We start from the raw sequence: 25,321 nt of genomic DNA, 5'->3' as shown, positions 1-25,321 counted from the left end.
GATTCTGGAGGTGTGGAGATGTCAGCTTCAGTCAATCAGAGTGACGTGGAATGGATGCGCCACGCGTTCGCGCTGGCGGACCGGGCCGAGCGCGAGTTCGACGAAATCCCCGTGGGCGCCGTTCTGGTTGGCGCCGACGGGCAGGTACTCGGCGAAGGCTGGAACCGCAATATCCTCGATCACGACCCCACGGCCCATGCCGAGATCGTGGCGATGCGCGAAGCGGGCAGGGCGCTGGGCAACCATCGCCTGGTGGGCAGCACGCTGTACGTCACCCTCGAACCCTGCGCGATGTGCGCGATGGCGCTCGTGCATGCGCGCGTCGCGCGCGTGGTCTATGGCGCGACCGATCCGAAGACGGGCGCCTGCGGCAGCGTCTTCGATCTGATCGCTGATCCGCGCCATAACCACCGCGTCGAGGTCGAAGGCGGTGTCTTGGGAGAGGAGGCAGGACGCCGGTTGACCAACTATTTCCGCGCCAAGCGTGGGCGGCCATTGGTCTAGGGCGTCGGGAACTTCCGCTTCACCTTGCGGTGATCCATTTCCTCGTTGATGGCGGTGACGGCCAGCGTGGACTCGCGCGCCAGCAGCAGGCTGGCGGCCAGCATCGCCACGACACCGAGCGCCGCCAGCCAGGTCGGCAGCGAGCCCAACCGGTGGCCGGTGAACGTATCGACCGCCACGGCCAGACTGGTGCCGACGAAGCAGCTGATCGCCGCGTACAGCAGTTGGCCGGCGCGCAGGATGATCAGGCTGCGGGATCGCTGTAGTGCGATGCGTTTCTCCAGCAGGCTGCGCTCTGCTTCGTCCTCCACATCCGCCAGTTCGCGCAGCAGGGTGCGTGCGCGATCGATGATGCGGGCCAGGCGATTGTTGGCCGACAACAGCAGGGAGGCCGTCGCCGTGAGGAAGAAGGCGGGGGCCAGCATCGCGGTGAGGACGGCGTGATCGGTCGAGGGATTCATGGGCCGGTCGCGGGAGGGGTCTGCGTTATCATGACATGATGCGGCAGACCCGCATTCCCGGCGAGGACGTCCGGGCTTTCCTTCCGCCACGGATCACCGCATGACCTCGAACCACGCGCACAACGACCGCCTGATCTGGATCGACCTGGAAATGACCGGGCTGGATACGGACCGCGATTCGATCCTCGAGATCGCCACGGTGGTCACCGACTCCAAGTTGAATGTGCTGGCCGAAGGTCCGGAGTTCGCCATCGCCCACCCGGTGGCCGTGCTGGAGGCCATGGACGACTGGAACCGCAACCAGCACGGCAAGTCCGGCCTGTGGAAACGCGTGGTGGAAAGCGAGGTCACGTTGGCGGAAGCGGAGGCGCGGACGGTCGCGTTCCTGCACGAGTGGCTGCCGGCGGGCGCCTCGCCGATGTGCGGTAATTCGATCTGCCAGGACCGTCGCTTCCTGCATCGCCTAATGCCGCGGCTGGAGAAGTACTTCCACTACCGCAACCTGGACGTCAGCACGCTCAAGGAACTGGCCCGCCGCTGGGCACCGCAGGTACTGGAGGGCGTGCGCAAGCAAGCGAGCCATACGGCGCTGAGCGACGTACGCGATTCCATCGAGGAACTGCGCCATTACCGCAAGCACATGGCGGCGCTCGCCGGCGAGTGACCTGGTGTGCGCCATGCGCACGCCGCTCTGGACCCATCACCGCGCGTCGTGCGCACGGCGCACGCTACGTGGCCGGCTTCGCCACGTCGCCGTCGTCGGCCACGCCCCTGGTGACGATATCGCCCAGCGGCGCACCGTCGCCGTTATGGTGGTAGACGTGCAGGTCGCGCTGCGGATATGGGATATTGAGCCCCTGGCCGATGATCTCGGTGCGCACGGCCTCGGTCAGGTCGCTCTTGGTTTCGCCGAAATCCTTGGTCTTCGTCCACGCCAGCAGGATCAGGTCGACGCTGCTCTCGCTCAACTTGCTGACGATCACGCTCGGCGCGGGCTCGTCCAGCACGAGGGGATGGTCTTGCGCGATCTTCAGCAGGATGGCCTTAGCCTGCTTGAGGTCGTCGTCATAGCCCACGCCCACCGGTATGTCGATGCGGCGATGTGGCTTGGCGGTGAAGTTGATGATCGGCGCGGTGGTGATCAGGCTGTTCGGCAGCACGATCAGGCGGTTGTCGAGCGTACGCATCCGCGTCTGGAAGATGCGGACTTCCTCGACGATGCCTTCCAACCCGGCGGCCTGCACGAAGTCGCCGTCGCGGAACGGGCGCAGCACGATCAGCATCACGCCCGAGGCGATGTTGGATAGCGAGTCCTTCAGCGCGAGGCCCACGGCCAGGCCGGCGGCACCCAGCACCGCCAGCATCGAGGTGGGGTTCACGCCCAGCGACGTGAGCGCAGTGATGATGACGAGCACCATCATCGCGGCGTAGCTGGCGCGACGCAGGAAGCCGCCCAGCGTTGCGTCCGCATGGGTGCGACTTAATACGCGTTCCAGGCCTTGGCTAAGGCGTTTGGCCAGCCACATGCCGACCAGGAAGATGACGACGGCAGCCAGCAGTTTCAGCCCCCACGCCTGCAAGTCGAACCCGCGCAGGGAACTGATCCATGCTTCTGGTTCCAGCGGGATCTGAGACATTGCCTGCGGTTTTTTGGCGGGGACGGACATCGGGGCTCCTGAAAAACGGCACGCCCCATCAGGGGCGTGCAGTGGCATTCGGCGATGTTAACCGCCTTCGCGTTAAGGCGGTCGTGCGTGGCGTCAGCCCGCCTTGGTCTTCGCCAGGCGCAGCCAGGTGTCCACGACCGTGTCCGGATTCAGCGAAACGGACTCGATGCCTTCGGCCATCAGCCACTCCGCCAGGTCCGGATGATCGCTGGGGCCCTGGCCGCAAATACCGATGTACTTGCCCTTGGTCCGCGCGGCCTTGATCGCCATCGAGAGCATCTTCTTGACCGCGGGATTCCGTTCGTCGAAGAGGTCGGCGACGATCGAGGAGTCGCGGTCCAGGCCCAGGGTGAGCTGGGTCAGGTCGTTCGAACCGATCGAGAAGCCATCGAAGATGTCGAGGAATTCCTCGGCGAGCAGCGCGTTCGACGGCACTTCGCACATCATGATGATCTTCAGCCCGTTCTCCCCCTGGCGCAGGCCGTGCTTGGCCAGCACGTCGACGACCTTGCGGCCTTCTTCCAGCGTCCGCACGAACGGGATCATCACCCACAGATTGTCCAGGCCCATCTCGTCGCGCACGCGGCGCACGGCCTGGCATTCAAGCGCGAACGCCGGCTCGAACGACGGATCGACATAACGGCTCGCGCCACGGAAGCCGATCATCGGGTTCTCTTCATGCGGCTCGTAGCGGCTGCCACCGATGAGGTTGGCGTATTCGTTCGACTTGAAATCGGACAGGCGCACGATCACCGGATTCGGCGCCACCGAGGCGGTGATGGTGGCAATGCCTTCGGCCAGGCGGTCCACATAGAAGCTGACCGGGTCCGAATAGCCGGCGGTCTTGGCGTCGATCTTCTTACGGACGTCCAGATCCTGGCGGTCGTAATCCAGCAGGGCGAGCGGGTGCACGCCGATGTGGCTGGCGATGATCATTTCCAGGCGCGCCAGACCGATGCCGGCATTGGGCAACTGGCCGAAGTCGAACGCCCGCTCCGGATTGGCCACGTTCATCATGATCTTCAGCGGGGCCGCCGGCATCGCCGCCAGATCGGTGGTCGTGCGCTCGAAGGGTAGGGCGCCGGCGTAGATGAAGCCGGTATCGCCTTCGGCGCAGCTCACGGTGACTTCGGTGCCGTCGGTGATGTGGTCCAGCGCGTTGCCGGTGCCGACCACGGCGGGCACGCCTAGCTCACGCGCGATGATCGCGGCGTGGCAGGTGCGGCCGCCGCGATTGGTGACGATGGCGCTGGCGCGCTTCATCACCGGCTCCCAGTCCGGATCCGTCATGTCGGCGACCAGCACGTCGCCGGGCTGTACACGGTTCATGTCGTCCAGCGAACGCACCACGCGGGCCACGCCGCTGCCGATCTTCTGGCCGATGGCGCGGCCTTCGGCGATCACTTCACCGCGCTTTTCCAGCGCATAGCGTTCGATCTGGGTCGCCTTGGCGCGCGATTTCACCGTTTCCGGACGGGCCTGGACGATGAAGAGCTTGCCGGTCACGCCGTCCTTCGCCCATTCGATGTCCATCGGGCGCCCATAATGCTGTTCGATCACCAGCGCCTGCTTCGCCAGCTCGTGCACATCGGCGTCGGTGATGGAGAACATGGTGCGGAGTTCGGCAGGCGTGTCTTCGGTGCGCACGCGTTCGCCCGGCACATCCGAATACACCATGCGGATCGCCTTGCTGCCCAGCGCGCGCCGAAGGATGGCCGGCTTGCCCTGTTTCAGCGTCGGCTTGTAGACGTAGAACTCGTCCGGGTTCACCGCGCCCTGCACGACCATCTCGCCCAGCCCGAAGGACGAGGTGACGAACACCACGTCGCGGAAGCCGGACTCGGTGTCCAGCGTGAACAGCACGCCGGAGGCACCCACGCCCGAGCGCACCATCAGCTGCACGCCCGCGGACAGGAACACGTCCTCGTGCTTGAAGCCGTGGTGCACGCGGTAGGCGATCGCGCGGTCGTTGTAGAGGCTGGCGAAGACTTCCTTGACCTTGTGCACGACGTCGTCGGCGCCGGTGACGTTGAGGAAGGTTTCCTGCTGGCCGGCGAAGCTGGCATCGGGAAGGTCTTCGGCGGTGGCCGAGGAGCGCACGGCGACAGCGACGTCACCGCCGCCGTTGTCGGCGCAGAGCTTGGCGTAGGCCGCGCGGATATCCGCGTCCAGGTCGGGCTGGAGCGGGGCGTCGATCACCCAGCCGCGGATTTCCTTGCCCGCCGCGGTCAACGCCGGCACGTCTTCCACATCCAGCGTGGCCAGCTTGTCGAAGATGCGCTTGGAGAGATCGTTGTGGGCGATGAAGGCCTTGAACGCTTCCGCCGTGGTGGCATACCCACCCGGGACCGAGACGCCCAGGTTGGCCAGGTGGCCGATCATTTCGCCCAGCGACGAATTCTTGCCGCCTACGCGGGCCAGATCGGCCAGACGCAACTCGTGCAGCCACAGGATGTTCTCGTTCAAGCGCATTGCTCCGAAATGGACCGCACCGCGCCGAGGACCGTCGGCGTGGGGCCGTGTCTAGGGGGAAGAAGCGATATGATGCAGTGCATACCAATTGCAGACAAGCTTGATTTGACGGGGGTTTCCATGGTGAAGCAGGGGCAGGGTGACCATGTCTGAATTGCGTCCGGTGTTCTACGTGTCCGATGGCACCGGTATCACGGCCGAGACCATCGGCCACAGCCTGTTGACGCAGTTCGCGGGCATGCGCTTCCAGACCGACCGCTTGTCCTTCGTGGACGATGAGGAGAAGGCGCGGGACGCCGCCGACCGCATCCGGCGCACGGGTGAGCGACTGGGCGCCCGGCCCATCGTGGTGAGCTCCTGCGTGGACCCGGCCCTGAGTGCGTTGATCGCGGAGAGCGGGGCGCTGATGCTGGACGTGTTCGCGCCCTTTATCGAGCCGCTGGAGCGCGAACTGGGCGAGCAGCGGCAGTCGCGCGTGGGCCAGGCGCACGGTCTGGTGGATTTCGAGACCTACCATCGTCGCATCAACGCGATGAATTTCGCGCTGACCCACGACGACGGCATGGCGGTGAGTTACGACGAGGCGGACGTGATCCTGGTCGCGGTATCGCGCGCGGGCAAAACGCCGACCTGCGTCTACCTGGCCCTGCATTACGGCATCCGCGCAGCGAACTACCCGCTCACCGACGGGGATCTCGAAACCGATCGCCTGCCGGCGCGGCTGCGCCCTTATCGGCGCAAGCTGTTCGCGCTGACCATCGACCCGGAGCGCCTGCAGCAGATCCGGCAGGAGCGTCGCCCCAACTCGACGTACTCGAAGCTGGAGACCTGCAAGCGCGAGGTCGCGGCGGCCGAGGCGATGTTCCAGGTGGAGCGCCTGCCCACGCTGAGTACGACGAACAAGTCGATCGAAGAGATCTCCAGCAAGGTGCTCTCCACGCTGGGCCTGCAGCGCGAGATGTACTGAGCGGGGAGGGTCGTCAGGTCGCCCGGAAAATCCACGGGCGGCAGACCCTTAACTTAGGCCGCATGGCCGAAGGCGTCAATGCTGCCGCGCGACGTTCGTGGCGTGTAGGATCGGCCCATGTCCCAGGCCCTCGCCCGCACCGCACGCATCCCCCGGCTCAGCCGTTTCGGCTGGCTGATGGCGCTGTATGCGGAAAACCATGCGCGGCTGCTGCGCCTGTTCGCGCCCGAGCATTTGGTGCCCGGCGTCTACATGTCCTCGATCGGCGACGGCCTGGACGTCCGCCTGGAAGTCATCGAAACCCACCGCTACACGGTGGAGTTGCGCCTGACCTACGACCTGTGCGATCCGCTGACCGGCGAGCCGGATCCCTCGGCTTTCGTGCGGTTGTATCGCGACGCGCACCAGGCCGAGGCGACGCATTGCTACGTCGGGCGGCGGTGGCAGGATGTGATCGGGCTGTATCCGCCGCCAGCGGAAGTCATCAGCCATCGCATGCGGATGAACACCTTCCTCGGCAAGTGGCTGGAATACCTCGCCGAGCAGGGCCACGGCGTCGCCACGCTGCGCCGCGTGGACGCGGCGCGCGCGATCGCCTGAATCCCGATCGATTCAGGCCACCCGCATGAAGCGGATGGCGTTCAATCGACGCAGGCCGTTGCTGGCGTCGCGTGAAAGATTCATCACGTCGACCGCGCCGACGGTTTCCAGTTCCAGCAGTCGTTGCGCGACCGCGTCGAAAGCCGCTTCGTCCAGTCCCAGCGATCCGGCGGTCCAGCGCGTGTCGCGGTTGATGGGCAGTTGCGCAAGCAGTTCGTCTGCGAGCGAATCGTGGGTCATGACGGCGGGCTCCGGGCAAGGGGACACCAGCTTCGACTGCGCTTGTCTCAGGGCGTGCGCCCGGCGAACGACGGTGCAAAGGCCGGCCACACTCCGCTTCTACGCTGTCTGCCGTCAGATTCTTGTAAATGCCTGCGAAAGCGGCGTTGCCCGCGTACAGGCAAAAAGAAAGGCCCGGTTTCCCGGGCCTTCAAGAGAAGTGGCGTCCCCACGGGGATTCGAACCCCGGTCGCTACCGTGAAAGGGTAATGTCCTAGGCCTCTAGACGATGGGGACACACGAAAAGTTTCGCCAGATTTTCATTCCGGACGGCCTATTGTCCGAAAGTTGGTGGAGCCAGGCGGGATCGAACCGCCGACCTCCTGCATGCCATGCAGGCGCTCTCCCAGCTGAGCTATGGCCCCACGTGCTGGCAGGAGCGGAATAATAGCTAGGCTCTTTCCGATGCGCAAGCGTCCGTTACGAAATTTTTCACGACTGGCGAACACTCGGGCATGCGGGTGAAATACGACGCTTGAAGAACGACGGGAACACGCACGGCGCATGATCGCTTTTTCGGTGAAGGAATGGTCGGCCTGGGCGCCGGGCCTGGTGGATCCGGCGGCATGGTCCGCGTGGGCGCAGGCGCCGTGGCTGCCGGCGGGCGACGAATCGCCCGCATTGTCGGAGGTCCCGGCGATGCAGCGCCGGCGTATCGAGCGGTTGGGGCGTATGGCCATCCAGACCGCGTTCTGGTGCCAGCGCGCGGACGAAGGCGGGGCGCCGCTGGTATTCGCCTCGCGGCATGGCGACGTCGCGCGCTCGATGGAATTGCTCGAAGCCCTGGTGGCGGGTGAGTCCCCCTCGCCGACGACATTCGGCCTGTCGGTGCACAACGCCATCGCCGCGCTGTATTCCATCCTGCGTGGCGAACGTGGCAACTATGTGGCTACGGCGGGCGGCAAGGCGACCGTGGAGACCGCATGCATAGAGGCGGCCGCGTTGCTCGCCGATGGCGCTCCAGAGGTGCTGTTGGTGGTGTACGACGCGCCGCTGCCCGCGGTGTATGCCGGCTTCGCGGATGAGCCGGACGCCGGATTCGCCTGGTGCTGGAAGCTGATGGCGGCCGATCCGACGATGCCCACCTTGCGCTTGTCATGGGCGGCCGACGACGTGGAGGGCGACGCCACGGCCTTGCCCCACGGGCTGGAAGTGCTGCGTTTCCTGCTGGCCGGCGATGTTTCGCTGGAATGGCATGGCGACGGGGTCCACTGGCAGTGGCGGCGCGATGCGTGAACGGCTGGACCACGCCTGGCGGGTCGCGGGAACAGGGCTGAGCTTCCTCGCCTTCGGCATCGGCGGCCTGTTGCTGGGCGTCTGCGTGCTGCCGCCGCTGTTGTGGCTGGTGCGCGATCCGGACCGTCGCCGCCGCTGGTCGCGTCGTCTGGTGCAGCGCAGTTTCGCCGCCCATGTGGAACTCATGCGCCGCTTGGGCGTGATGACCTACGAGATCCGCGGGCGGGAGCGGCTGGCGCGCGACGGACTGCTGGTGCTCGCCAACCATCCGACGCTGATCGACGTCGTGTTGCTGATCTCCCTCCTGCCGAACGCCGACTGCGTGGTGAAGTCGGCGGTGGCGCGCAATCCCTTCATGCGAGGGCCGGTCCGGGCCGCAGGTTACGTGTCCAACGACGACGGTGCGGGCTTGGTCGAGGACTGCATCGCCGCGGTCCGGGCGGGCGGCACCCTGGTGATCTTTCCCGAAGGTACGCGGACCACGCCAGGGCAGCCCCTGAAGCTCCAGCGCGGTGCGGCAAACATTGCCGTGCGCGGTGCCCTGAACGTCACGCCGGTGCGCATCAGCTGCACGCCGCTGACGCTGGGGAAAGGGGAGAAGTGGTATCGTGTGCCGCCGACGCGGTTCCACATGGTGATCGATGTTCAGGAAGACCTGCCGATTGCCCCGTTCCTGAACGGAACGGAGGGGGAGGATTCGTCGGCGGGGGGAGAGGCGCTGGCGGCCCGGCGACTCACGGACTATCTGGCTCATTACTTTGCGGGAGATCCATCGCGTGCAGGCACTTGAGCACGAGATCAAGGAATTGATCATTTCTTCTTTGTCGCTGGAAGACATCGGCCCCGACGACATCGATACCACCGCGCCGCTGTTCGTGGAGGGGCTGGGCCTGGATTCGATCGATGCGCTCGAACTGGGCCTGGCGCTGCAGAAGCGTTACGGGGTCAGCCTCTCGGCCGACTCGCAGGAGACCCGCCGGCACTTCGCCAGCGTGCGCGCACTGGCGGATTTCGTCGTTGCCCAGGGCAAGGCCTGAGCGACGGCAGGACTGGCAAGATGACCAAGAACGAACTCTTCGAACGTATCGTCACGATCCTGCACGACAGCTTCGAGATCGAACCGGCACGCATCACGCCGGAGGCGAAGCTTTACGACGACCTCGACATCGACAGCATCGATGCGGTGGACCTGATCGTGCAACTCAAGCCACTGCTGGGACGGAACCTCCAGCCGGACGCGTTCAAGTCGGTGCGCACGGTGCAAGACATCGTGGACGTGCTGTACGGGCTGATCCGCGACGAAGCCGCCTGACGCAGGCCGCCCCGTGTCCCGGATAGGCGCGGCCATCTTCGTGATGCTGTCGGTGGCGTACCCCCTGGTGGTGTACTGGGCCATGGGGCGTTTCGAGCCCCGCTGGCTGGCGGTACTGCTGCTCGTGCTCGCGCTGCTGCGCGCCCTCGCTACCCGGCAGGCGGTATGGCTCGCTGCCGCTGGCGGCGCAGCATTGCTGGCCACGCTGGCGACGCTGTTCAACGAAGCCTTGCCGCTCAAGCTCTACCCAGCGCTGGTGAACGCGGTGCTGCTGACTGTGTTCGCCACCAGCCTGGCCTTCCCGCCGTCAGCGGTGGAGCGCATCGCCCGCATGACCGAGCCCGACCTGCCGCCGGAAGGCGTCGCCTACACGCGGCGTGTCACGCAGGTGTGGTGCGTGTTCTTCGTGTTCAACGGTGCGCTGGCGCTGGTGACCGCGTTGTGGATGTCCGACCGTGCGTGGGCGCTCTACAACGGCTTGATCGCCTACGTGCTGATCGGCGTGCTGTTCAGTGCGGAATGGCTGGTGCGCAGGCGCGTGCGAGCGAGGCATTCGCATGGCTGAGTGGCATGCGCTCATCGATGTGGCCGTGCGGCCGCTGCCGGGTCGGGTGTTCGCGCGCACGGCAGAAGGCATGGTCGACCACGCCGCGTTCCAGCACGACGTCCTGCGTTGGCACGCCACGTTTGACGCGGAAGCGGGCACGACGTTCGCACTCCATTTCGATGACGCCACGTGCTTTGCCTCGGCATTGTTCGGCGCATGGCACGCCGGCAAGGCCGTCGTGCTGCCGGGCGACGCATTGCCGGGCACACAGACAAGGTTGCAGTCACGCGTGGACGGGTTCGCCGGCGATTGGCCTGGTGCGTCGGCCCTTCATCAGCGCGAAGCCGGCGATGGTCCGCTCGCACCGCTGGATCCAGAAGCGACCCGTCTGATGGTGTTCACCTCCGGCAGCACGGGGGAGCCCGTGGCGATCGAAAAGCGCCTGCGCCAGCTCGATGCCGAAGTGCATGCGCTGGAATCCGCCCTGGGTGCCGGGCTGGGCGATGTCGCAATCCATGGCACGGTGTCGCACCAGCACATTTATGGCCTGTTGTTCCGCGTGCTGTGGCCGCTGGCGGCGGGGCGGGCCATCGTGCCGCGCGCCTTCTTCCCCGAGGATCTGCTTGGGGCGATGGACGGGCACGACGCGGTCCTCGTCGCGAGCCCCGCACACTTGAAAAGACTCCCCGCGCAGCTCGATTGGCCTTCGGTGCACGGCCGTCTGCGCGCCGTGTTCTCGTCGGGCGGCGCACTGCCTGCGGAGGCAGCCCACGAGGTGGCGCGACTGCTCGGTGTGCCCCCGGTGGAGATCCTGGGCAGCAGCGAGACCGGTGGCATCGCGTGGCGTCGATGGCAGGAAGAGCAACCTGCCTGGACGCCGCTGCCGGGCGTCGAGTGGCGAGTCGCCGAAGGCGTGCTGGAAGTCAGGTCGCCGCACCTGGCCGAACCCGCGTGGTGGCGCAGCCAGGACCGGGCCGAGGCTGACGGTGCCGGCGGCTTCCGCCTGCTCGGGCGCGCGGACCGCATCGTGAAGGTCGAGGAACGCCGCGTATCGCTGGATGCGTTGGAGCGCCAGATCCAGGCCCATCCTGCGGTCCGCGAAGCGCGCGTCCTGCTGTTGGGCGGCCAGCGCAGTGCGCTGGCCGCCGTGGTCGTCGTGGACGCGGAGACCGGCGTTCCCGACGATGCTGCCGGCCGCCGGGCCCTGGCGAACACGCTGTCTCGCCACTTGGCCAGTGCGCAGGATGCGGTCACCCGGCCGCGCCGCTGGCGATTCGTTCCGACGATGCCTGTGAACGCGCAGGGCAAGGTGACAGAAGCAGCGTTGACGGCGTTGTTCCGTCCGGAGCGTCCGCCCGCGCACTGGACCCTGCGCGATCACACGCATGCGTGCATCGAGTTGCCGCTCGATGCGTCGCTGGCCGTTTTCGATGGCCACTTCTCCCAGGCCCCCATCCTTCCCGGTGTGGCCCAGCTCGACTGGGCGGTGCAACTGGCGCGGGAAGCGTTTCCGCTGCCGGCACGTTTCCTCCGCATGGAAGCCTTGAAGTTCCAGCGCGTCGCCCGGCCCGGCGACCGGATCCGGCTCGATCTGGAGTGGCTGGCCGAACGGAGCACACTGGTGTTCCGCTACATGTCGGAACACGGTCCGCATGCGAGCGGGCGCGTGGTGTTCGCCGATGTGGAATGACGCCATGGCCGCGGCGAACGGGTTCCGCCCGCTGGTGGTGATCCCGGTCTTCGACCACGAGCACGCCATCGCCACGATGGTGGACGGCGTGCGGGCGTCCGGTGTGCCATGCCTGCTGGTCGACGACGGGTCCGCGGCGTCCTGTGCGCGCGAACTGGATCGGCTGGCGGCGCTGCACGCTCCCGAGGTGACCCTGCTGCGCCTGCCGGTGAACCAGGGCAAGGGCGGGGCCGTGCTGGCGGGCTTCCGCGATGCTGCGGAGTCAGGCTACACGCATGTGCTGCAGATCGACGCCGATGGCCAGCACGATCCGCGCGACATTCCGGCGTTCCTCGAAGAAGCGCGTGCACACCCCGACGCGATCATCTGCGGCGTGCCGCTGTACGACGCGAGCGTGCCGAAGGGGCGCCTCTACGGCCGCTACCTGACCCACGTCTGGGTCTGGATCAACACATTGTCGTTCACGATCCGCGACTCCATGTGCGGCTTCCGCGTCTACCCGCTGCCGCCGGTGATGCGGCTGATGGACGAAGAAACCATCGGTCGCCGCATGGATTTCGACGTCGAAGTGCTGGTGCGGCTGTTCTGGCGCGGCATCGCCGTGCGCAGCCGGCCGACGCGTGTGACGTATCCGTTGGACGGCGTCTCCCACTTCGACGTCTGGCGCGACAACGTAAGGATCAGCCGCATGCATGCACGGCTTTTCTTCGGCATGGTCCTGCGCCTGCCGCGGCTGTTGGCGCGCAAGTTCGAAGGCGGTCGCGCGTGAGCGATCGCTCGCACCACTGGGCCGATATCGGCGAATCGACGTCCGTGCGCGGCATCCTGCTGTTGTGCTTCGTGCATCGTTGGCTGGGTCGTTGGCCGTTCCGGGTCTGCGTGTATCCGGTGGTGTTCGTGCACTGGCTGTTCAACGGCACCGCACGCCGGGCGTCGCGCCAGTACCTTGAACGCGTTCACGACCATTTCGGCGTGCCGGCACGGCGACCCGGTGCGCTGCAGAGCCTGCACCACTTCGCCATGTTCGCCGAGACCCTGTTGGATAAGATCCTGGCGCTGGGCCAGCGCTATCCGATCGACAAAGTCGCGATGGAGCGCCAGGGCGTGCTGGCGCGCGTGAAGGGGGGCGAGGGTGGGCTGCTGATCACCGCGCATCTGGGCTGCCTGGAGCTGTGCCAGGTGATGGCCGACCAGGTGCCGGGCTTCCGCCTGACCGCGCTGGTGCACACCGCCCATGCCGAGCGCTTCAACCGGCTGATCCGGCGACTCGATGCGGGTAGCCGCGTCGAGTTGCTGCAGGTCACGGACCTGGGGCCCGCGGATGCGGTGAAGCTGGCCGAGCGCGTGGCCCGGGGCGAGTTCGTCGCCATCGCCGGGGACCGCGTGCCGGTAGGGGGCGGGCGGTCGGTAAAGGCCTCGTTCCTGGGCCACGAGGCCCCGTTCCCGATCGGCGCCTACGTGCTGGGCGCGGCGTTGCGCTGCCCCGTGTTCACGATGGCGTGTACCCACGTGGGCGACGGCTACCGTGTGCGCTTCGAGTCCTTCGCGGAGCGGATCGAGCTGCCGCGCGGATCGCGCGACGAGGCGCTGGCGCGCTACGCTGCGCAGTTCGCGGCGTGGATGGAGCGGCAGGTCCAGGATTCGCCGTACGACTGGTTCAATTTCTACCCCTTCTGGGATCAGGTAACGCATGACGCCCGCCATCAATGAAACCGCCGCGCCCGTCTTCGGCGAGGCTCCGCTGCGCATCGAAGACGTGGTGGCCTTGTCGCACCGGCGCGTGCCGGCCGTGCTGTCGACGGCACCGGTGTTCCGCGAGCGCATCGCCAAGGGGGCCGATTTCCTTGATCGCCTGCTGCACGAGGAAGGCGTGATCTACGGTGTCACCACCGGCTACGGCGACTCCTGCACGGTGAACATCCCACCGGCCCTCGTCGCGGAACTGCCGCACCACCTGTACACCTACCACGGCTGCGGGCTGGGCCGTTTCCTCGACGCCACCGAGACGCGCGCGGTGCTGGCCGCGCGCCTGGCGTCGCTGGTGCGCGGCATGTCCGGTGTCAGTCTGCCTTTGCTCGAAGGGCTCGAAGGCCTGCTGCGCCATGACGTGCTGCCGATGATCCCCGCCGAGGGTTCGGTGGGCGCCAGCGGCGACCTTACGCCGCTGTCCTACGTGGCGGCCGTGCTGTGCGGCGAACGCGAGGTACTGCATGAAGGCCGCATCCGGCCCGCGGCGGAGGTGCTGGCCGAAATCGGGCAGCCACCGCTGAGACTGCGCCCCAAGGAAGGTCTGGCGATCATGAACGGCACGGCGGTGATGACAGCGCTGGCGTGCCTGGCTTTCGATCGCGCCGAGTATGTCTCGCGCCTGGCCACGCGCCTGACCGCGTTCAACGTGCTGGCCAGCAATGGCAATGCCCATCACTTCGACGCCGTGCTGTTCGCCGCCAAACCGCATCCGGGCCAGGCGCGCGTGGCCCAGCGCCTGCGTGAGGACCTGCACAGCGACCGTCCGCCGCGCAATGAGCAGCGCCTGCAGGATCGCTACTCGCTGCGCTGCGCGCCGCATGTCATCGGCGTGCTGGAGGATGCGCTGCCGTTCCTGCGCCAGCTGATCGAGACCGAACTCAACAGCGCCAACGACAACCCGTTGATCGATCCGGAACGCGAACAGATCCTGCACGGGGGCCATTTCTACGGCGGCCACATCGCGTTCGCGATGGACGCGTTGAAGAACACGGTCGCCAACGTCGCCGACCTGCTGGACCGCCAGTTGGCCCTGATCGTCGATGCCCGCTACAACCATGGCCTGCCGGCCAACCTGTCCGGTGCGACCGGGCCGCGCGCCGCGATCAATCATGGCCTCAAGGCGTTGCAGATCAGCGTATCGGCGTGGACCGCAGAAGCGCTGAAGCTGACGATGCCGGCCTCGGTGTTCTCGCGCTCGACCGAATGCCACAACCAGGACAAGGTCAGCATGGGAACGATCGCTGCGCGCGACTGCCTGCGCGTGCTCGAGCTCACTGAGCAGGTGATCGCGGCCATGCTGATCGCCGCGCGCCAGGCCGTAGGCCTGCGCCAGCGCGTCGGGTTGCAGTCGACCCTGGGCGAGGCCCCGGCCGCGATGTACGAAGATCTCTGCACGCGGATCGCCCTGGTCGAAGAGGATCGTGCACTGGACGGTGAACTGCGCCAGTTGGTGATCGACATCCGCGAAGCGCGCTGGAACGTGTATGCCGGTTGAGTCTCGCGACGACCTGCGCATCGAGGTGGCGCTGGCCCCGGCGTTCCACGATTGCGACGCCATGCAGGTGGTCTGGCACGGCCACTATTTCAAGTACCTGGAGATCGCCCGCTGCGCGTTGCTGCAGCGCTTCGACTACGACTACCCGCAGATGCAGGCTTCCGGATACCTGTGGCCCATTGTCGATACGCGGGTCAAGTACATCCGACCACTGCGGTACATGCAGGCGCTGCGTGTATCCGCCCGGATCACCGAGTGGGAGAACCGGTTGAAGATGGAATACGAGATCCGCGACGAGGCGAGTGGGGAGGTCCTGACCCGCGCCCATACGCTGCAGGTCGCGGTCGACGCGGCTTCAGGCGAGATGCTGTATCTGTGCCCGCCCGTCCTATGGGAACGCCTCGGAGTGCCCGCGCCATGAGGTTGCGTCGCCTGCTGCTCCCCGTCCTGTTGTTCTTTTCTCTGGTATCCGTGCAGGTGGCAGGCGCCACCGCCACGGCCGATCCGCTGGCACAGGTGCGCACGCAGGTCGCGCAGGTGCCGCTGCTGCGCGGAAATTTCTCGCAGGAAAAGCAGGTCGCGGGTTTCCGCAATCCGCTGCGCTCGAATGGCCGCTTCGTGCTGGCACGCGAGAAGGGCGTGATCTGGACCACGGTCGCGCCGTTTCCGTCCGAGATCGTCATCACCCGCGACCGTATCGTCAGCCGCCAGCGCGACGGAAGCTCGCGGGTGGAAGTGGACGGGCGCCAACAGCCCGGGTTGCGCACCGTGAACGCGATGATGTTTGCGTTGATGAGCGGCGACATGAAGGCGCTGACCACCACCTTTGACGTTAAGAGCGAGCCGGCCGAAGGGAAGGCTTGGCGGATGACCCTGTCACCGCGCTCGCGCCAGCTGGCGCAGGCGTTCACGTCGGTGCGCCTGGCGGGCGATCGCTATGTGCGCGAGGTGGAACTGCGCGAAGCCAACGGCGATGTCACCCGGCTGCGCTTCGACGGTATGACCGAGACGCCCGCAACGCTGACGCGCGATGAGGCGGCCCGGTTTGACTGAGTCGCAGGAACCGCAGGCGGCGGATCGTGGGCTGAGCGGCTGGCGCTGGCTGGCGCTGGCGTGGTTGCTCGCATTGATCGGTGTGGCCTGGCACCAGTGGGGCTTCTGGCAGTCGCCGCGGATCGACAGCGACATTCTGGCGTTGTTGCCCCAGGATGCCGGCGATCCCGCCGTCGCCGATGCCACGCGTCGTATCGCCGGCAACAGTTCGCGCGACGTGGTGGTGATGCTCGGGGCACAGGACACGGACGCGGTGCTGCGTGCCCGCGCGGCATTCGAGGCCTTCGTCCAGGCGTCCGCGCAGCGTGGCGTGGACCTTCTCGTGGCCGAACGCTCGCCGGAAGACTGGTTCGCCCAGGCGCGCGACGTACTCGCGCCGTATCGCGACCGTTTGCTGACTCCGGCGCAGCGGCAGTATCTCGAACAGACATCGCCGGACGTCCTCGCTGAATCGGCACTGGCCGCGTTGTACGGACCCATGGGCGCACCGCGTCTGACGGAATGGCGCAGCGATCCGCTGGGCCTGTGGCCGCAGTGGTGGCAGGCGCAGGCGGCGGCGTCCGGGATGGCGCTGGATGCCGATGGCCTGCTGCAAGCCGACGAGCGGCATTGGGCCGTACTGCAGTTCACCCTGCGCGATTCCGCCTTCAAGCTGGATGGCGAGCGCCGGTTGCAGGACCTGCTCGATGGCGCAGCTGCCGCGGCCGTCGCCGCGGCGCCTGGCGTACAGGTGTTGAAGGCGGGTGTGCCACTGCATGCGGAATCCGCTGCCGTGCAGGCCAATCGCGAGGTCAACACCATCGGCTGGGGTTCGCTCGCGGCCGTCTTGCTGCTCGTGTGGCTGGCCTTCCGCTCCCTGCGGCCGCTGCTGCTGGTCGCGCTGTCGTTGCTGGTCGGTTGCGCCGTGGCGCTCACGGTCACCGTGCTCGTGTTCGGCAAGATCCACCTGCTGACGCTGATCTTCGGTGCGAGCCTGGTGGGCGTGGCGGAGGACTACGGCATCCACTGGTTCGCCTCGCGACAGGGCGAGCCCAAGGCGCGGCGCTGGTCGCTGCTGAGATACTTGCTGCCCGGCCTGTGGCTGGCGCTGCTGACCAGCGCGATGGCCTACCTCGCGCTGGGCCTGGCGCCGTTTCCAGGGTTGCGACAGATGGCGTTGTTCTCGGTTGTCGGCCTGGCCGCCGCGTTCCTGACGGTGATCTTTGGTTTCCCGTGGCTCGATGGCGGGGAGGTTCGCGCGACCGCGTTCTCGCGTTGGTTGGGCGGCACGCTCGCCGGCTGGCCACGCCTGGCTACCCGACGCGGCGGTCTCGTGCTCGCCGCCGTGGTCCTGCTCATCGCGGTGCCCGGGTTGCTCCAGGTGCGCGGCAATGACGACCTGCGCAGCCTGCAGTCGTCACCGTCGGAAATGATCGCGCAGCAGCGCGATGTGGGACGCCTGCTCGGCATGCCGAGCCCGGCGCAGTTCTATCTGGTGCAAGGGCGCGATGCCGAGCAGGTGCTCCAGCGCGAAGAGCAGCTGATCGCGCGCCTGCGCGAAGCGGAATCCAAAGGCCTGGTGGGCGGCCATCGCGCGCTCAGCGATTGGCTGCCGTCGCAACACCGCCAGGATGAAGATGCGGCGCTGACCGCGCGCGTCGAACGCGAAGTGTTGGCGCGCTTGTCAGCCGCCACAGGCGAAAAGCTGGCGCGTGGCGAATTCGCGCCGCGCTCGCTCACCCTCGGCACATTCCTCGCTTCGCCGGCGGCGCTGCCGGTGCGCCATCTGTGGCTGGGTCAGGTGGGGCAGGGCGTGGCCTCGGTGGTGATGGTCAACGATCGGTCGCGACCGGATGCGCTCGCCACCTTCGCGGCCCAGGCCGACGGCCTCGAAGGCGTGCGCTGGATCGATCGCACCGCGGACATCTCGCGCCTGTTGCAGCACTACCGCCGCATGATGACGGGTCTGCTGCTGGCGGGCGTGGTGGTCGTGTTCGGGGTGCTCGCCATCCGCTACCGCTGGCAGGCGTGGCGGGTGATCACGCCGACCTTGCTGGCGGGTGTGCTGACCGTCGCGCTGCTGGGGTGGCTGGGACAGCCGCTCCAGCTGTTCAACGTGCTCGCGCTGATGCTGTTGCTCGGCATGGGCATCGACTACGGCATATTCCTGGTCGAGCACCGGGGCGACGCCAGCGCCTGGCTGGCGGTCTGTGTCGGCGCGGCCAGCACGTGGCTGTCGTTCGGTCTGCTGGGTCTGTCGGCGACGCCGGCGTTGCGGGCCTTCGGCCTGACCCTGCTGTTCGGCATCGGCCTGGTCTGGCTGTTGTCCCCCTTGTTCCGGCCTGCGCCGGACGATTCCCCCACGAACGGAAACACCGCGGCATGAAGACGGAATGCACTGAAATCCTGATCATCGGCGCCGGCCCCGCGGGCTCGGTGGCCGCGGCGATGCTGCGCCAGCAGGGTCGCAAGGTCCTGATCGTCGAGCGCGAGCAGTTCCCCCGCTTCTCCATCGGCGAAAGCCTGCTGCCGCAGAGCATGGAGTACATCCAGGCCGCAGGCCTGCTGCAGGACGTGGTCGAAGCGGGCTTCCAGTACAAGAACGGCGCCGCCTTCGTGCGCGGCGAACGCACCACCGAATTCGATTTCCGCGACAAGTTCTCGGCGGGGTGGGGCACGACCTACCAGGTCCAGCGCGCCGACTTCGACCACGTGCTCGCGAAGGGTGCCGAGCGGATGGGCGCCGAGGTGCGTTACCGGCACGAAGTGCTGTCCGCCGAGCCGGGCGCCACGCCGCGCGTCACCGTGCGCTCGCCCGATGGCGAGGTGTATGCCATCGAAGCCGACTTCATGCTCGATGCGAGCGGCTTCGGGCGCCTGCTGCCGCGGTTGCTCAAGCTGGAGTCGCCCTCGAATTTCCCGGTGCGCGGGGCGATCTTCACCCATGTCCGCGACCACATCCCGGCCGATGCCGGCTTCGACCGCAACAAGATCCTGATCACCACGCATCCCGAGCACGTGGATGTCTGGTATTGGACGATTCCGTTCTCCAACGGCTGCTGCTCGCTGGGCGTCGTGGCCGAGCAATCCTTCCTCGACCGCTACTCGGGCACCGAACTGGAGCGCCTGCAGGCCATCGTCGGCGAGGATCCGAACCTGACGCGCCTGTTGAAGAACGCCGAGTGGGCCGTGCTGCCGGTGCGGCAGATCACCGGCTATTCGGCCAACGTGCGCTCGCTGTGGGGGCCGGGCTATGCGTTGCTTGGCAACGCGGGCGAGTTCCTCGATCCGGTGTTCTCGTCCGGTGTCACCATCGCGTTCAAGTCCGCGCAACTGGCCAGCGATTGCCTACGTCGCCACTATGCCGGCGAGGCGGTGGATTGGGAGGCCGATTTCGCCGAGCCGCTGCGCGGCGGTGTGCAGACGTTCCGCCGCTTCGTGGAGTCGTGGTATGCCGGCGGCTTCCAGAAGATCATCTTCCATCCCGATCCGCAGCCCGACATCCGCCGGATGATCTGCTCGATCCTGGCCGGCTACGCCTGGGACAGGAAGAACCCGTACGTCGCCGAGACACAGCGTCGCCTGCAGGTGCTGGAGCAGCTGTGCAGCGGCTGATGTCCCTCGTGCTGGTGATGCTGCTGGCGGCGTGCGCTTCGCACGCCACGCGGCTGCCCGGCATCGTGTTGCCGCCATTGCGGCTGGCGCCGGCGGCGCTAGGTCAGGATCTGGCCGTGCAGCAGCGTCTGGTGTTCCGCTTCGGATCGCACGTGCGCGAACTCGATGCGCTGCTGGAAGTCGATGCGCAGGCGGTCCGGCTGGCGGTCCAGGCGATGGGCCGTACCGGGGTGACGCTGCAATGGGACGGCGCAACCTTGTCGGAACAGCGCGCGTCCTGGTTGCCCGCCGCCGTGCGCAGCGAGCGCGTGCTGGACGATGTGCAGTTCAGCCTGTGGCCGGCCGATGCCGTCCGCGCCACGCTGCCGGCCGGCTGGACGCTCGCCGAGCGGGGCCAGATGCGCGAGCTCCGCCATGAAGGCCGCGTCTGGCTGGTGCGCGAACGCGTGAATGCGACCACGTTGCAGGTTCGCAACCTGGCCGATGGCTATGATCTGACGATCGAATCGGTGGCCGGCGGAGACGTGCTTCCTTGAACGGCGAGGCCATCTTCCTGAACGATCTCGGCATCGTGTGCGCCTTGGGCGCCGGCGCGACCGCCGTGCGTGAAGCATTGTTCCGCGACGACGCGCCGTCCGGCGTGGCCCAGGACGACACCCTCATCGCGGGGCATCGTCTGGCACTGGGAAAGGTCGCTGCGCCGCTGCCTTCGCTCGATCATCATCCCGTGCAGTTGCATGGCCGCAACAACGCGCTGCTACGGGCGGCGTACCTGCAGATCCATGACCGCGTGCAGCAGGCGATCGAGCGCTACGGGCCGACGCGCGTGGCCGTGGTCGTGGGCACCAGTACCTCCGGCATCGGCGAAGCCGAAAAGGCGATGGCGCACTGGCGCCGGCAGGGAGAATGGCCCACCGGTTTCCATTATGTGCAGCAGGAAATCGGGGCGCCGTCGCGTTTCCTCGCGGCCGAAGCCGGCGTGCGTGGGCCGACGTGGACGCTGTCCACCGCGTGTTCCTCCAGCGCGAAGGCCATGGCTTCGGCCGCGCGCCTGCTGCGTAGCGGCGTGGTGGATGCGGTGATTGCCGGCGGCGCGGATTCGCTGTGCGAATTCACGGTGCGCGGCTTCATCGCACTGGAATCGGTCTCGGCCGAGCGCTGCAATCCGTTTTCGCAGCATCGCCATGGCATCAACATCGGCGAAGGCGCGGCATTGTTCCTGATGACGCGCGAGCCGGGCCCCGTGCGATTGGCGGGGTGGGGCGAGACCTCTGATGCGCACCATATCTCTGCGCCCGCACCGGAAGGTCACGGCGCGATCGCGGCCATCGCGCAAGCGCTGGCGCGCGCCGGGCTGGAGGCGGACCAGATCGATTACGTGAACCTGCATGGCACCGCCACGCCGCAGAACGATGCAATGGAAAGTAGTGCCGTCGCGGCGGCGTTCGGCACTGGCGTGCCGGTGAGTTCAACCAAACCGCTGACGGGACACACGCTGGGCGCCGCCGGCGCGATCGAAGCCGGCCTGTGCTGGCTGGCCATGGTGGACAATCCCGGGCATCGCCTGCCGCCCCAATGGTGGGATGGCGCGCGAGACGTCGATCTGCCGCCGCTGGCGTTCGTCGCGCCGGGTGAACGCGCAGAGGGACCGCTGAAACATGTGTTGAGCCAGTCGTTCGCGTTCGGGGGCAGCAACGCGGTGCTGGTATTCGGAGGGGAATGAGCATGGACGTGCTGTACGACATCGAGCGCGTGGTGCCGCATCGCGGCACGATGCGGCTGGTCGACCGGCTGGTGGCCTGGGACGAGGACACGGTGACCGTGGAGCTGCGGGTGCCGGAAGAGGGTCCCTTCAGCCACGACGATGGCGTGCCCGCCTGGGTGGGCGTGGAGTACATGGCCCAGGCCATCGCCGCCTGGGCCGGCTGCCATGCGCGGCGTGCCGGCCGCGAGCCGTCGATCGGTTTCCTGTTGGGGACGCGCCGCTACGAGAGCCGGGTGTCCTGGTTCCGCGCCGGGGCGTTACTTCGGGTGGAGGCGCGCCGCGAGCTGCTGGGCGAGAATGGGCTGGGAATGTTCAGCTGCCGGATCCTGGGGGACGGCGAAGAACTGGCAACCGCCAACGTCTCGGTGTTCGAACCGCCGGACGCGATGGCTTATCTGGAGAGCGTGCAGTAATGAGGGGAGAGACAACGGTCCTGGTCACCGGTGGGAGCCGTGGCATCGGGCGCGCGATCGCGCTGCGGCTGGCACAGGACGGATTCGACGTGGTCGTGCATTGCCGCAGCCGGGTGGACGAAGCCGAGGCCGTCGCCGCGCAGGTGCGCGCGCTCGGGCGCGACTCCCGCGTGCTGGCGTTCGACGTCGCCGACCGCGCGGCCGCCGCGCAGGCGCTGGAGGCCGACATCACCGAGCACGGCACGTACTACGGCGTGGTCTGCAACGCCGGCATCGCGCGCGACACCGCGTTCCCCGCGATGAGCGGCGAAGACTGGGATGCCGTGCTGGGCACCAACCTCGACGGCTTCTACAACGTCCTCAATCCGCTGGTCATGCCGTTGGTGCGGCGGCGCAAGCCCGGCCGCATCGTCACGCTGTCGTCGGTGTCCGGCTTGGTCGGCAATCGCGGGCAGGTCAATTACAGCGCGGCCAAGGCCGGCATCATTGGCGCAACCAAAGCGCTGGCGCTGGAACTGGCCAGCCGCGAAATCACCGTCAACTGCGTGGCGCCCGGCCTGATCGATACCGAGATGGTCAGCGGCGACGTGGTGGACGAGGCCTTGAAGATGATCCCGATGAAGCGCGTGGGTAAACCCGAGGAAGTCGCGGCGGTGGTGTGCTTCCTGATGTCGCCGCAGGCGTCGTACGTCACCCGCCAGGTGATCTCGGTGAACGGGGGGCTGGTCGGATGAGCCGCATCGATCGACGCGTGGTGGTCACCGGTGCGGGCACGATCAGCCCGCTGGGACACGATTGGGAGAGCGTGCACCTGCGCTTGCGCGAGTGCCGCAATGCCGTGCGCCACATGGAAGACTGGGACAAGTACGAAGGCTTGAACACGCGGCTGGCCGCGCCGGCCGAACCCTTCGACCTGCCCGCGCACTACAACCGCAAGACCACGCGCAGCATGGGCCGCGTGGCGGTGATGGCGGTGCGCGCCACCGAGCTGGCGCTGGAACAGGCCGGACTACTCGATCATCCGGTGCTGAAGAGCGGTAAGGTCGGTGTGTCGTACGGGTCGTCGGCCGGCAGCCACGAAGCGATCGGCGACTTTGGCCGCATGCTCAACGCTTACACGACCGAGGGCATCAACGCCACCACGTACCTGAAAATGATGAGCCACACCGCACCGGTGAACATCGGCGTCTTCTTCGGCCTGACCGGACGCGTCTACACGACGTCCAGCGCCTGCACGTCCGGCAGTCAGGGTGTCGGCTGTGCCTACGAGGCGATCCGCACCGGCAAACAGGTGGCCATGATCGCCGGCGGCGCCGAGCAGTTGGATGCCACGGCGGCGGCGGTGTTCGACACGCTGTTCGCCACCAGCGTGCGCAACCACGAACCAGGGAGCACGCCGCGCCCGTTCGATGCCAATCGCGACGGCCTGGTGCTGGGCGAGGGCGCCTGCACGCTGGTGCTCGAAGAACTGGAGCATGCGGTGGCGCGTGGCGCGACGATTCTCGGCGAGATCGTCGGCTACGGTACCAACAGCGACGGCCAGCACGTCACCCAGCCCAGTGCCGACACGATGGCGCAGGCGATGCGCCTCGCGCTGGAAGATGCGGACCTGTCGCCGGAGGCGATCGGCTACGTCAACGCGCATGGCACGGCGACCGATCATGGCGATATCGCCGAGACGACCGCCACCGCGGCGGTGTTCGGCAACCGCATGCCGATCAGCTCGCTGAAGAGCTACGTGGGCCACACGCTGGGGGCGTGCGGCGCCTACGAGGCATGGATCACGCTGCAGATGATGCGGGAGGGCTGGTTCGCCCCCACGCTGAACCTGCAGACGCGCGATCCGCGCTGCGCCGACCTGGACTACATCACGGGCGAGGGCCGCGAGTTGCAGACCGATTACGTGATGAACAACAACTTCGCCTTCGGCGGGATCAATACATCGATCATCTTCAAGCGCTGGAAGGACTGACGTTACATATCACAGGGGGAAGGATGGACAAGCGTTGCGTTTCGCTGTTGCTCGCGATGGTGTTGGTGTGTGTCGCGGTGCCTGGGTTGGCGGGCAAGCACGATCCGATGGATGTTCCCGCTTACGAGCGCGTCGAATCGACGAACGGGATTCCTCCCAGTGCCGCAAGGCTCAAGGCGGCGATCATCCACGCCGGCAAGGCGCGGGGCTGGACGGTGGCCGAAAGTGAGCCGGGCCGCGTCACGCTGCGCTACGCGCCGCGGACCCACGAGGTGGTGGTCGCCGTCCGTTATGACGACAACGGCTTCAAGATCGAATATGTGTCCAGCGTCGAAACGAACTATCGGATGAAGGGCGGTGCGCCCGAGATCCATGGCAATTACAACCGCTGGATTCGCAACCTCGCCCAGGATATCCAGATGTCGCCGGTCTTCCATCGGACGGAGGCGGCGGCGCCATGAACCGGCGCCATGCGCTGTTGGGATTGGCTCTGGTGTTCGCGTCGTTCCAGACGCTCGCGGACGACATCATCCGTACATCGCCGCGGATCGAATTGCGGGCGGGCTACAAAGGGTATCCCGAGTTCGAAGACTGCGAATGGATGAAAGAGTATCCCGCGCACCTGGTGGAGTATGCCAAGGGACAAGTCGCCTTGACCGATGCGCCCCTCGATACATTGGAGGGGCGGACATTGCGTGTGCGTATCATGCATATGCGCACCGCCGACGGTGGCGGCTTCTCGGGACCCAAGTGGGCGATGATCCGCGCCGAGCTTTACGAAGACGGCAAGCTCATCGGGCAGTACCAGCCTTATCGGCGCACGATGACGCCGTTCCGCGACGGATGTTCGTCGCTCAGCAAGATCAGCGATGCGCTGGCTGCCGATACGGCTGCTTGGTTGCGGCGGGGCGATTTCAGGATCGCGTATCCGGACGACCAGGCCGAGATCGAAATCGGCCCCGAGGAAGACGTCCCGCCCATTCAGTGATTGGTCCCCTCGGCAGCGTTATGCAAGCCCCGCGCGGCATCCGAACTTCGGCGCGGTACGTTGTTGCAAGACCCTCGGCATCACCGTTCTTTACCCACGATGGAGTACCACCATGAAACGACTTCTGACCGCAGGCTTGTTGTCTCTGATGCTGGCGCCGCCGGTTGCGCTGGCCGCCGATACGCGCCTGGAGCTGCCACTGCAGGAACTGATCAACTCGCCCGAAGCCAAGGCCGCCGGCATCGATGGCAGCGTGCGCTTCTTCCTCGCCGGCCAGAAGACGCCCACCGTGGTGTCCCGTTTCGGCGAAGACGTGACCAACAAGAAGACCAACGGCGTGGGCAAGTCCGATGCCGAGTCCTGCCGCTGGGTCGCGCTGTCGGCGCTGAAGGCCCTGCAGGAGGGCGCGAAGGACCGCGGCGCGAACGCGGTCATCGACATCGTCAGCTACTTCAAGAAGAACGAGTTCCGCAGCGCCACGAACTATGAGTGTCATGCGGGCGGCATCATGAGCGGCGTCGCCTTCAAGGCGACCTACGCCAAGGTCAAGTAAGGAA

At 66.9% G+C, this 25,321-nt stretch carries 29 protein-coding genes and 2 tRNA genes; 25 read left to right on the top strand and 6 right to left on the bottom strand.

Translation table 11 applies throughout. The annotated features are described in order from the left end of the window. The first annotated feature begins 18 nt into the window (after window positions 1–18). The gene (tadA, locus tag AC23D6_RS10300) at window positions 19–504 is read left to right on the top strand and encodes a tRNA adenosine(34) deaminase TadA (RefSeq protein ID WP_487752611.1); all 486 of its coding nucleotides are present in this window, start codon (window positions 19–21) and stop codon (window positions 502–504) included. Here tadA and AC23D6_RS10295 read toward each other — a convergent pair. After that, the gene (locus AC23D6_RS10295; RefSeq protein WP_487749186.1) at window positions 501–965 is read right to left on the bottom strand and encodes a DUF2721 domain-containing protein; all 465 of its coding nucleotides are present in this window, start codon (window positions 963–965) and stop codon (window positions 501–503) included. The genes tadA and AC23D6_RS10295 overlap by 4 nt on opposite strands. A 100-nt stretch (window positions 966–1,065) precedes the next feature. On the opposite strand from AC23D6_RS10295, the gene orn reads away from it, so the two are divergent. Then, window positions 1,066–1,629 carry an oligoribonuclease gene (orn, locus tag AC23D6_RS10290; RefSeq protein WP_487749185.1) on the top strand — a complete coding sequence of 188 codons (564 nt, stop codon included), beginning with the start codon at window positions 1,066–1,068 and terminating at the stop codon, window positions 1,627–1,629. A 64-nt stretch (window positions 1,630–1,693) separates the two neighbouring features. On the opposite strand, the gene AC23D6_RS10285 is transcribed toward orn, so the two are convergent. Both AC23D6_RS10285 and ppsA read right to left on the bottom strand, forming a co-directional pair. Beyond that, window positions 1,694–2,632 (bottom strand): mechanosensitive ion channel family protein, encoded by a 939-nt coding sequence (locus AC23D6_RS10285; protein ID WP_487749184.1) that lies wholly within the window; start codon window positions 2,630–2,632, stop codon window positions 1,694–1,696. A gap of 93 nt (window positions 2,633–2,725) precedes the next feature. Beyond that, a complete protein-coding gene (gene ppsA / locus AC23D6_RS10280) occupies window positions 2,726–5,098 on the bottom strand; it encodes a phosphoenolpyruvate synthase (protein WP_487749183.1) in 2,373 nt (790 codons plus the stop codon). A 151-nt stretch (window positions 5,099–5,249) separates the two neighbouring features. Here ppsA and ppsR point away from each other — a divergent pair, with 151 nt between their 5' ends. Next, the gene (ppsR, locus tag AC23D6_RS10275) at window positions 5,250–6,071 is read left to right on the top strand and encodes a posphoenolpyruvate synthetase regulatory kinase/phosphorylase PpsR (RefSeq protein ID WP_487749182.1); all 822 of its coding nucleotides are present in this window, start codon (window positions 5,250–5,252) and stop codon (window positions 6,069–6,071) included. 117 nt (window positions 6,072–6,188) lie between these two features. Beyond that, entirely contained in the window at window positions 6,189–6,671 is a 483-nt protein-coding gene (locus AC23D6_RS10270; protein ID WP_487749181.1) for a DUF1249 domain-containing protein, read from the top strand. A gap of 12 nt (window positions 6,672–6,683) precedes the next feature. Here the strand turns inward: AC23D6_RS10270 and AC23D6_RS10265 are convergent, their stop codons facing one another. The 3 genes from AC23D6_RS10265 to AC23D6_RS10255 form a co-directional block, all read right to left on the bottom strand. Beyond that, complete coding sequence (locus AC23D6_RS10265) at window positions 6,684–6,911, bottom strand: hypothetical protein (protein ID WP_487749180.1); 228 nt, start codon at window positions 6,909–6,911, stop codon at window positions 6,684–6,686. Between the two features lie 200 nt (window positions 6,912–7,111). Further along, window positions 7,112–7,187 (bottom strand) — tRNA-Glu (locus AC23D6_RS10260). Window positions 7,188–7,239: 52 nt separating this feature from the next. Next, window positions 7,240–7,315, bottom strand: a tRNA-Ala gene (locus tag AC23D6_RS10255). A 139-nt stretch (window positions 7,316–7,454) separates the two neighbouring features. Here AC23D6_RS10255 and AC23D6_RS10250 point away from each other — a divergent pair. The 21 genes from AC23D6_RS10250 to AC23D6_RS10150 all read left to right on the top strand — a co-directional run bounded on the left by AC23D6_RS10250 (window position 7,455) and on the right by AC23D6_RS10150 (window position 25,317). Next, a complete protein-coding gene (locus AC23D6_RS10250; protein WP_487749179.1) occupies window positions 7,455–8,186 on the top strand; it encodes a beta-ketoacyl synthase chain length factor in 732 nt (243 codons plus the stop codon). Next, complete coding sequence (locus AC23D6_RS10245; RefSeq protein WP_487749178.1) at window positions 8,179–8,976, top strand: lysophospholipid acyltransferase family protein; 798 nt, start codon at window positions 8,179–8,181, stop codon at window positions 8,974–8,976. The genes AC23D6_RS10250 and AC23D6_RS10245 overlap by 8 nt, the downstream gene beginning before the upstream one ends. Continuing rightward, window positions 8,954–9,223, top strand: a complete 270-nt coding sequence (locus AC23D6_RS10240; protein WP_487752610.1) for a phosphopantetheine-binding protein — start codon at window positions 8,954–8,956, stop codon at window positions 9,221–9,223. The genes AC23D6_RS10245 and AC23D6_RS10240 overlap by 23 nt, the downstream gene beginning before the upstream one ends. Window positions 9,224–9,243: 20 nt before the next feature. Continuing rightward, the gene (locus AC23D6_RS10235) at window positions 9,244–9,498 is read left to right on the top strand and encodes an acyl carrier protein (protein ID WP_487749177.1); all 255 of its coding nucleotides are present in this window, start codon (window positions 9,244–9,246) and stop codon (window positions 9,496–9,498) included. 13 nt (window positions 9,499–9,511) lie between these two features. Continuing rightward, window positions 9,512–10,063, top strand: a complete 552-nt coding sequence (locus tag AC23D6_RS10230) for a COG4648 family protein (protein WP_487749176.1) — start codon at window positions 9,512–9,514, stop codon at window positions 10,061–10,063. After that, window positions 10,056–11,735, top strand: a complete 1,680-nt coding sequence (locus AC23D6_RS10225) for an ApeI family dehydratase (protein ID WP_487749175.1) — start codon at window positions 10,056–10,058, stop codon at window positions 11,733–11,735. Before AC23D6_RS10230 ends, AC23D6_RS10225 begins: the two co-directional genes overlap by 8 nt. After that, window positions 11,725–12,504, top strand: coding sequence for a glycosyltransferase family 2 protein (locus tag AC23D6_RS10220; RefSeq protein WP_487749174.1), 780 nt, complete (start codon window positions 11,725–11,727; stop codon window positions 12,502–12,504). The genes AC23D6_RS10225 and AC23D6_RS10220 overlap by 11 nt, the downstream gene beginning before the upstream one ends. After that, window positions 12,501–13,445 carry a lysophospholipid acyltransferase family protein gene (locus tag AC23D6_RS10215; RefSeq protein ID WP_487749173.1) on the top strand — a complete coding sequence of 315 codons (945 nt, stop codon included), beginning with the start codon at window positions 12,501–12,503 and terminating at the stop codon, window positions 13,443–13,445. The genes AC23D6_RS10220 and AC23D6_RS10215 overlap by 4 nt, the downstream gene beginning before the upstream one ends. After that, a complete protein-coding gene (locus AC23D6_RS10210; protein WP_487749172.1) occupies window positions 13,426–14,979 on the top strand; it encodes an HAL/PAL/TAL family ammonia-lyase in 1,554 nt (517 codons plus the stop codon). Before AC23D6_RS10215 ends, AC23D6_RS10210 begins: the two co-directional genes overlap by 20 nt. Then, window positions 14,969–15,400 carry an acyl-CoA thioesterase gene (locus AC23D6_RS10205; RefSeq protein WP_487749171.1) on the top strand — a complete coding sequence of 144 codons (432 nt, stop codon included), beginning with the start codon at window positions 14,969–14,971 and terminating at the stop codon, window positions 15,398–15,400. The genes AC23D6_RS10210 and AC23D6_RS10205 overlap by 11 nt, the downstream gene beginning before the upstream one ends. Further along, on the top strand, window positions 15,397–16,032 hold the full coding sequence (locus AC23D6_RS10200; RefSeq protein WP_487749170.1) for an outer membrane lipoprotein carrier protein LolA: 636 nt from the start codon (window positions 15,397–15,399) through the stop codon (window positions 16,030–16,032). Before AC23D6_RS10205 ends, AC23D6_RS10200 begins: the two co-directional genes overlap by 4 nt. Beyond that, the gene (locus AC23D6_RS10195; protein WP_487749169.1) at window positions 16,025–18,397 is read left to right on the top strand and encodes an MMPL family transporter; all 2,373 of its coding nucleotides are present in this window, start codon (window positions 16,025–16,027) and stop codon (window positions 18,395–18,397) included. Before AC23D6_RS10200 ends, AC23D6_RS10195 begins: the two co-directional genes overlap by 8 nt. After that, window positions 18,394–19,626 carry an NAD(P)/FAD-dependent oxidoreductase gene (locus tag AC23D6_RS10190; RefSeq protein WP_487749168.1) on the top strand — a complete coding sequence of 411 codons (1,233 nt, stop codon included), beginning with the start codon at window positions 18,394–18,396 and terminating at the stop codon, window positions 19,624–19,626. Before AC23D6_RS10195 ends, AC23D6_RS10190 begins: the two co-directional genes overlap by 4 nt. Next, on the top strand, window positions 19,626–20,162 hold the full coding sequence (locus AC23D6_RS10185) for a DUF3261 domain-containing protein (protein WP_487749167.1): 537 nt from the start codon (window positions 19,626–19,628) through the stop codon (window positions 20,160–20,162). Before AC23D6_RS10190 ends, AC23D6_RS10185 begins: the two co-directional genes overlap by 1 nt. Continuing rightward, window positions 20,159–21,349 (top strand): beta-ketoacyl-ACP synthase, encoded by a 1,191-nt coding sequence (locus tag AC23D6_RS10180; protein ID WP_487749166.1) that lies wholly within the window; start codon window positions 20,159–20,161, stop codon window positions 21,347–21,349. The genes AC23D6_RS10185 and AC23D6_RS10180 overlap by 4 nt, the downstream gene beginning before the upstream one ends. Further along, on the top strand, window positions 21,346–21,804 hold the full coding sequence (locus AC23D6_RS10175) for a hotdog family protein (protein ID WP_487749165.1): 459 nt from the start codon (window positions 21,346–21,348) through the stop codon (window positions 21,802–21,804). The genes AC23D6_RS10180 and AC23D6_RS10175 overlap by 4 nt, the downstream gene beginning before the upstream one ends. Further along, window positions 21,804–22,538, top strand: coding sequence for a 3-oxoacyl-ACP reductase FabG (fabG, locus tag AC23D6_RS10170; protein WP_487749164.1), 735 nt, complete (start codon window positions 21,804–21,806; stop codon window positions 22,536–22,538). Before AC23D6_RS10175 ends, fabG begins: the two co-directional genes overlap by 1 nt. Next, window positions 22,535–23,776: a beta-ketoacyl-ACP synthase gene (locus AC23D6_RS10165; RefSeq protein ID WP_487749163.1), complete on the top strand. Its 1,242-nt coding sequence runs from the start codon at window positions 22,535–22,537 to the stop codon at window positions 23,774–23,776. The genes fabG and AC23D6_RS10165 overlap by 4 nt, the downstream gene beginning before the upstream one ends. Before the next feature lie 23 nt (window positions 23,777–23,799). Beyond that, window positions 23,800–24,237, top strand: coding sequence for a hypothetical protein (locus AC23D6_RS10160; RefSeq protein ID WP_487749162.1), 438 nt, complete (start codon window positions 23,800–23,802; stop codon window positions 24,235–24,237). Further along, window positions 24,234–24,764, top strand: coding sequence for a hypothetical protein (locus tag AC23D6_RS10155; protein WP_487749161.1), 531 nt, complete (start codon window positions 24,234–24,236; stop codon window positions 24,762–24,764). Before AC23D6_RS10160 ends, AC23D6_RS10155 begins: the two co-directional genes overlap by 4 nt. A gap of 112 nt (window positions 24,765–24,876) precedes the next feature. After that, the gene (locus AC23D6_RS10150; protein ID WP_487749160.1) at window positions 24,877–25,317 is read left to right on the top strand and encodes an excinuclease ATPase subunit; all 441 of its coding nucleotides are present in this window, start codon (window positions 24,877–24,879) and stop codon (window positions 25,315–25,317) included. The last annotated feature ends 4 nt before the right edge of the window (window positions 25,318–25,321 follow it).

The organism is Pseudoxanthomonas sp. G3 (assembly GCF_057654715.1).
Note: the sequence above shows the minus strand (reverse complement) of the source record. Positions and strands in the feature narration are given on the sequence as shown.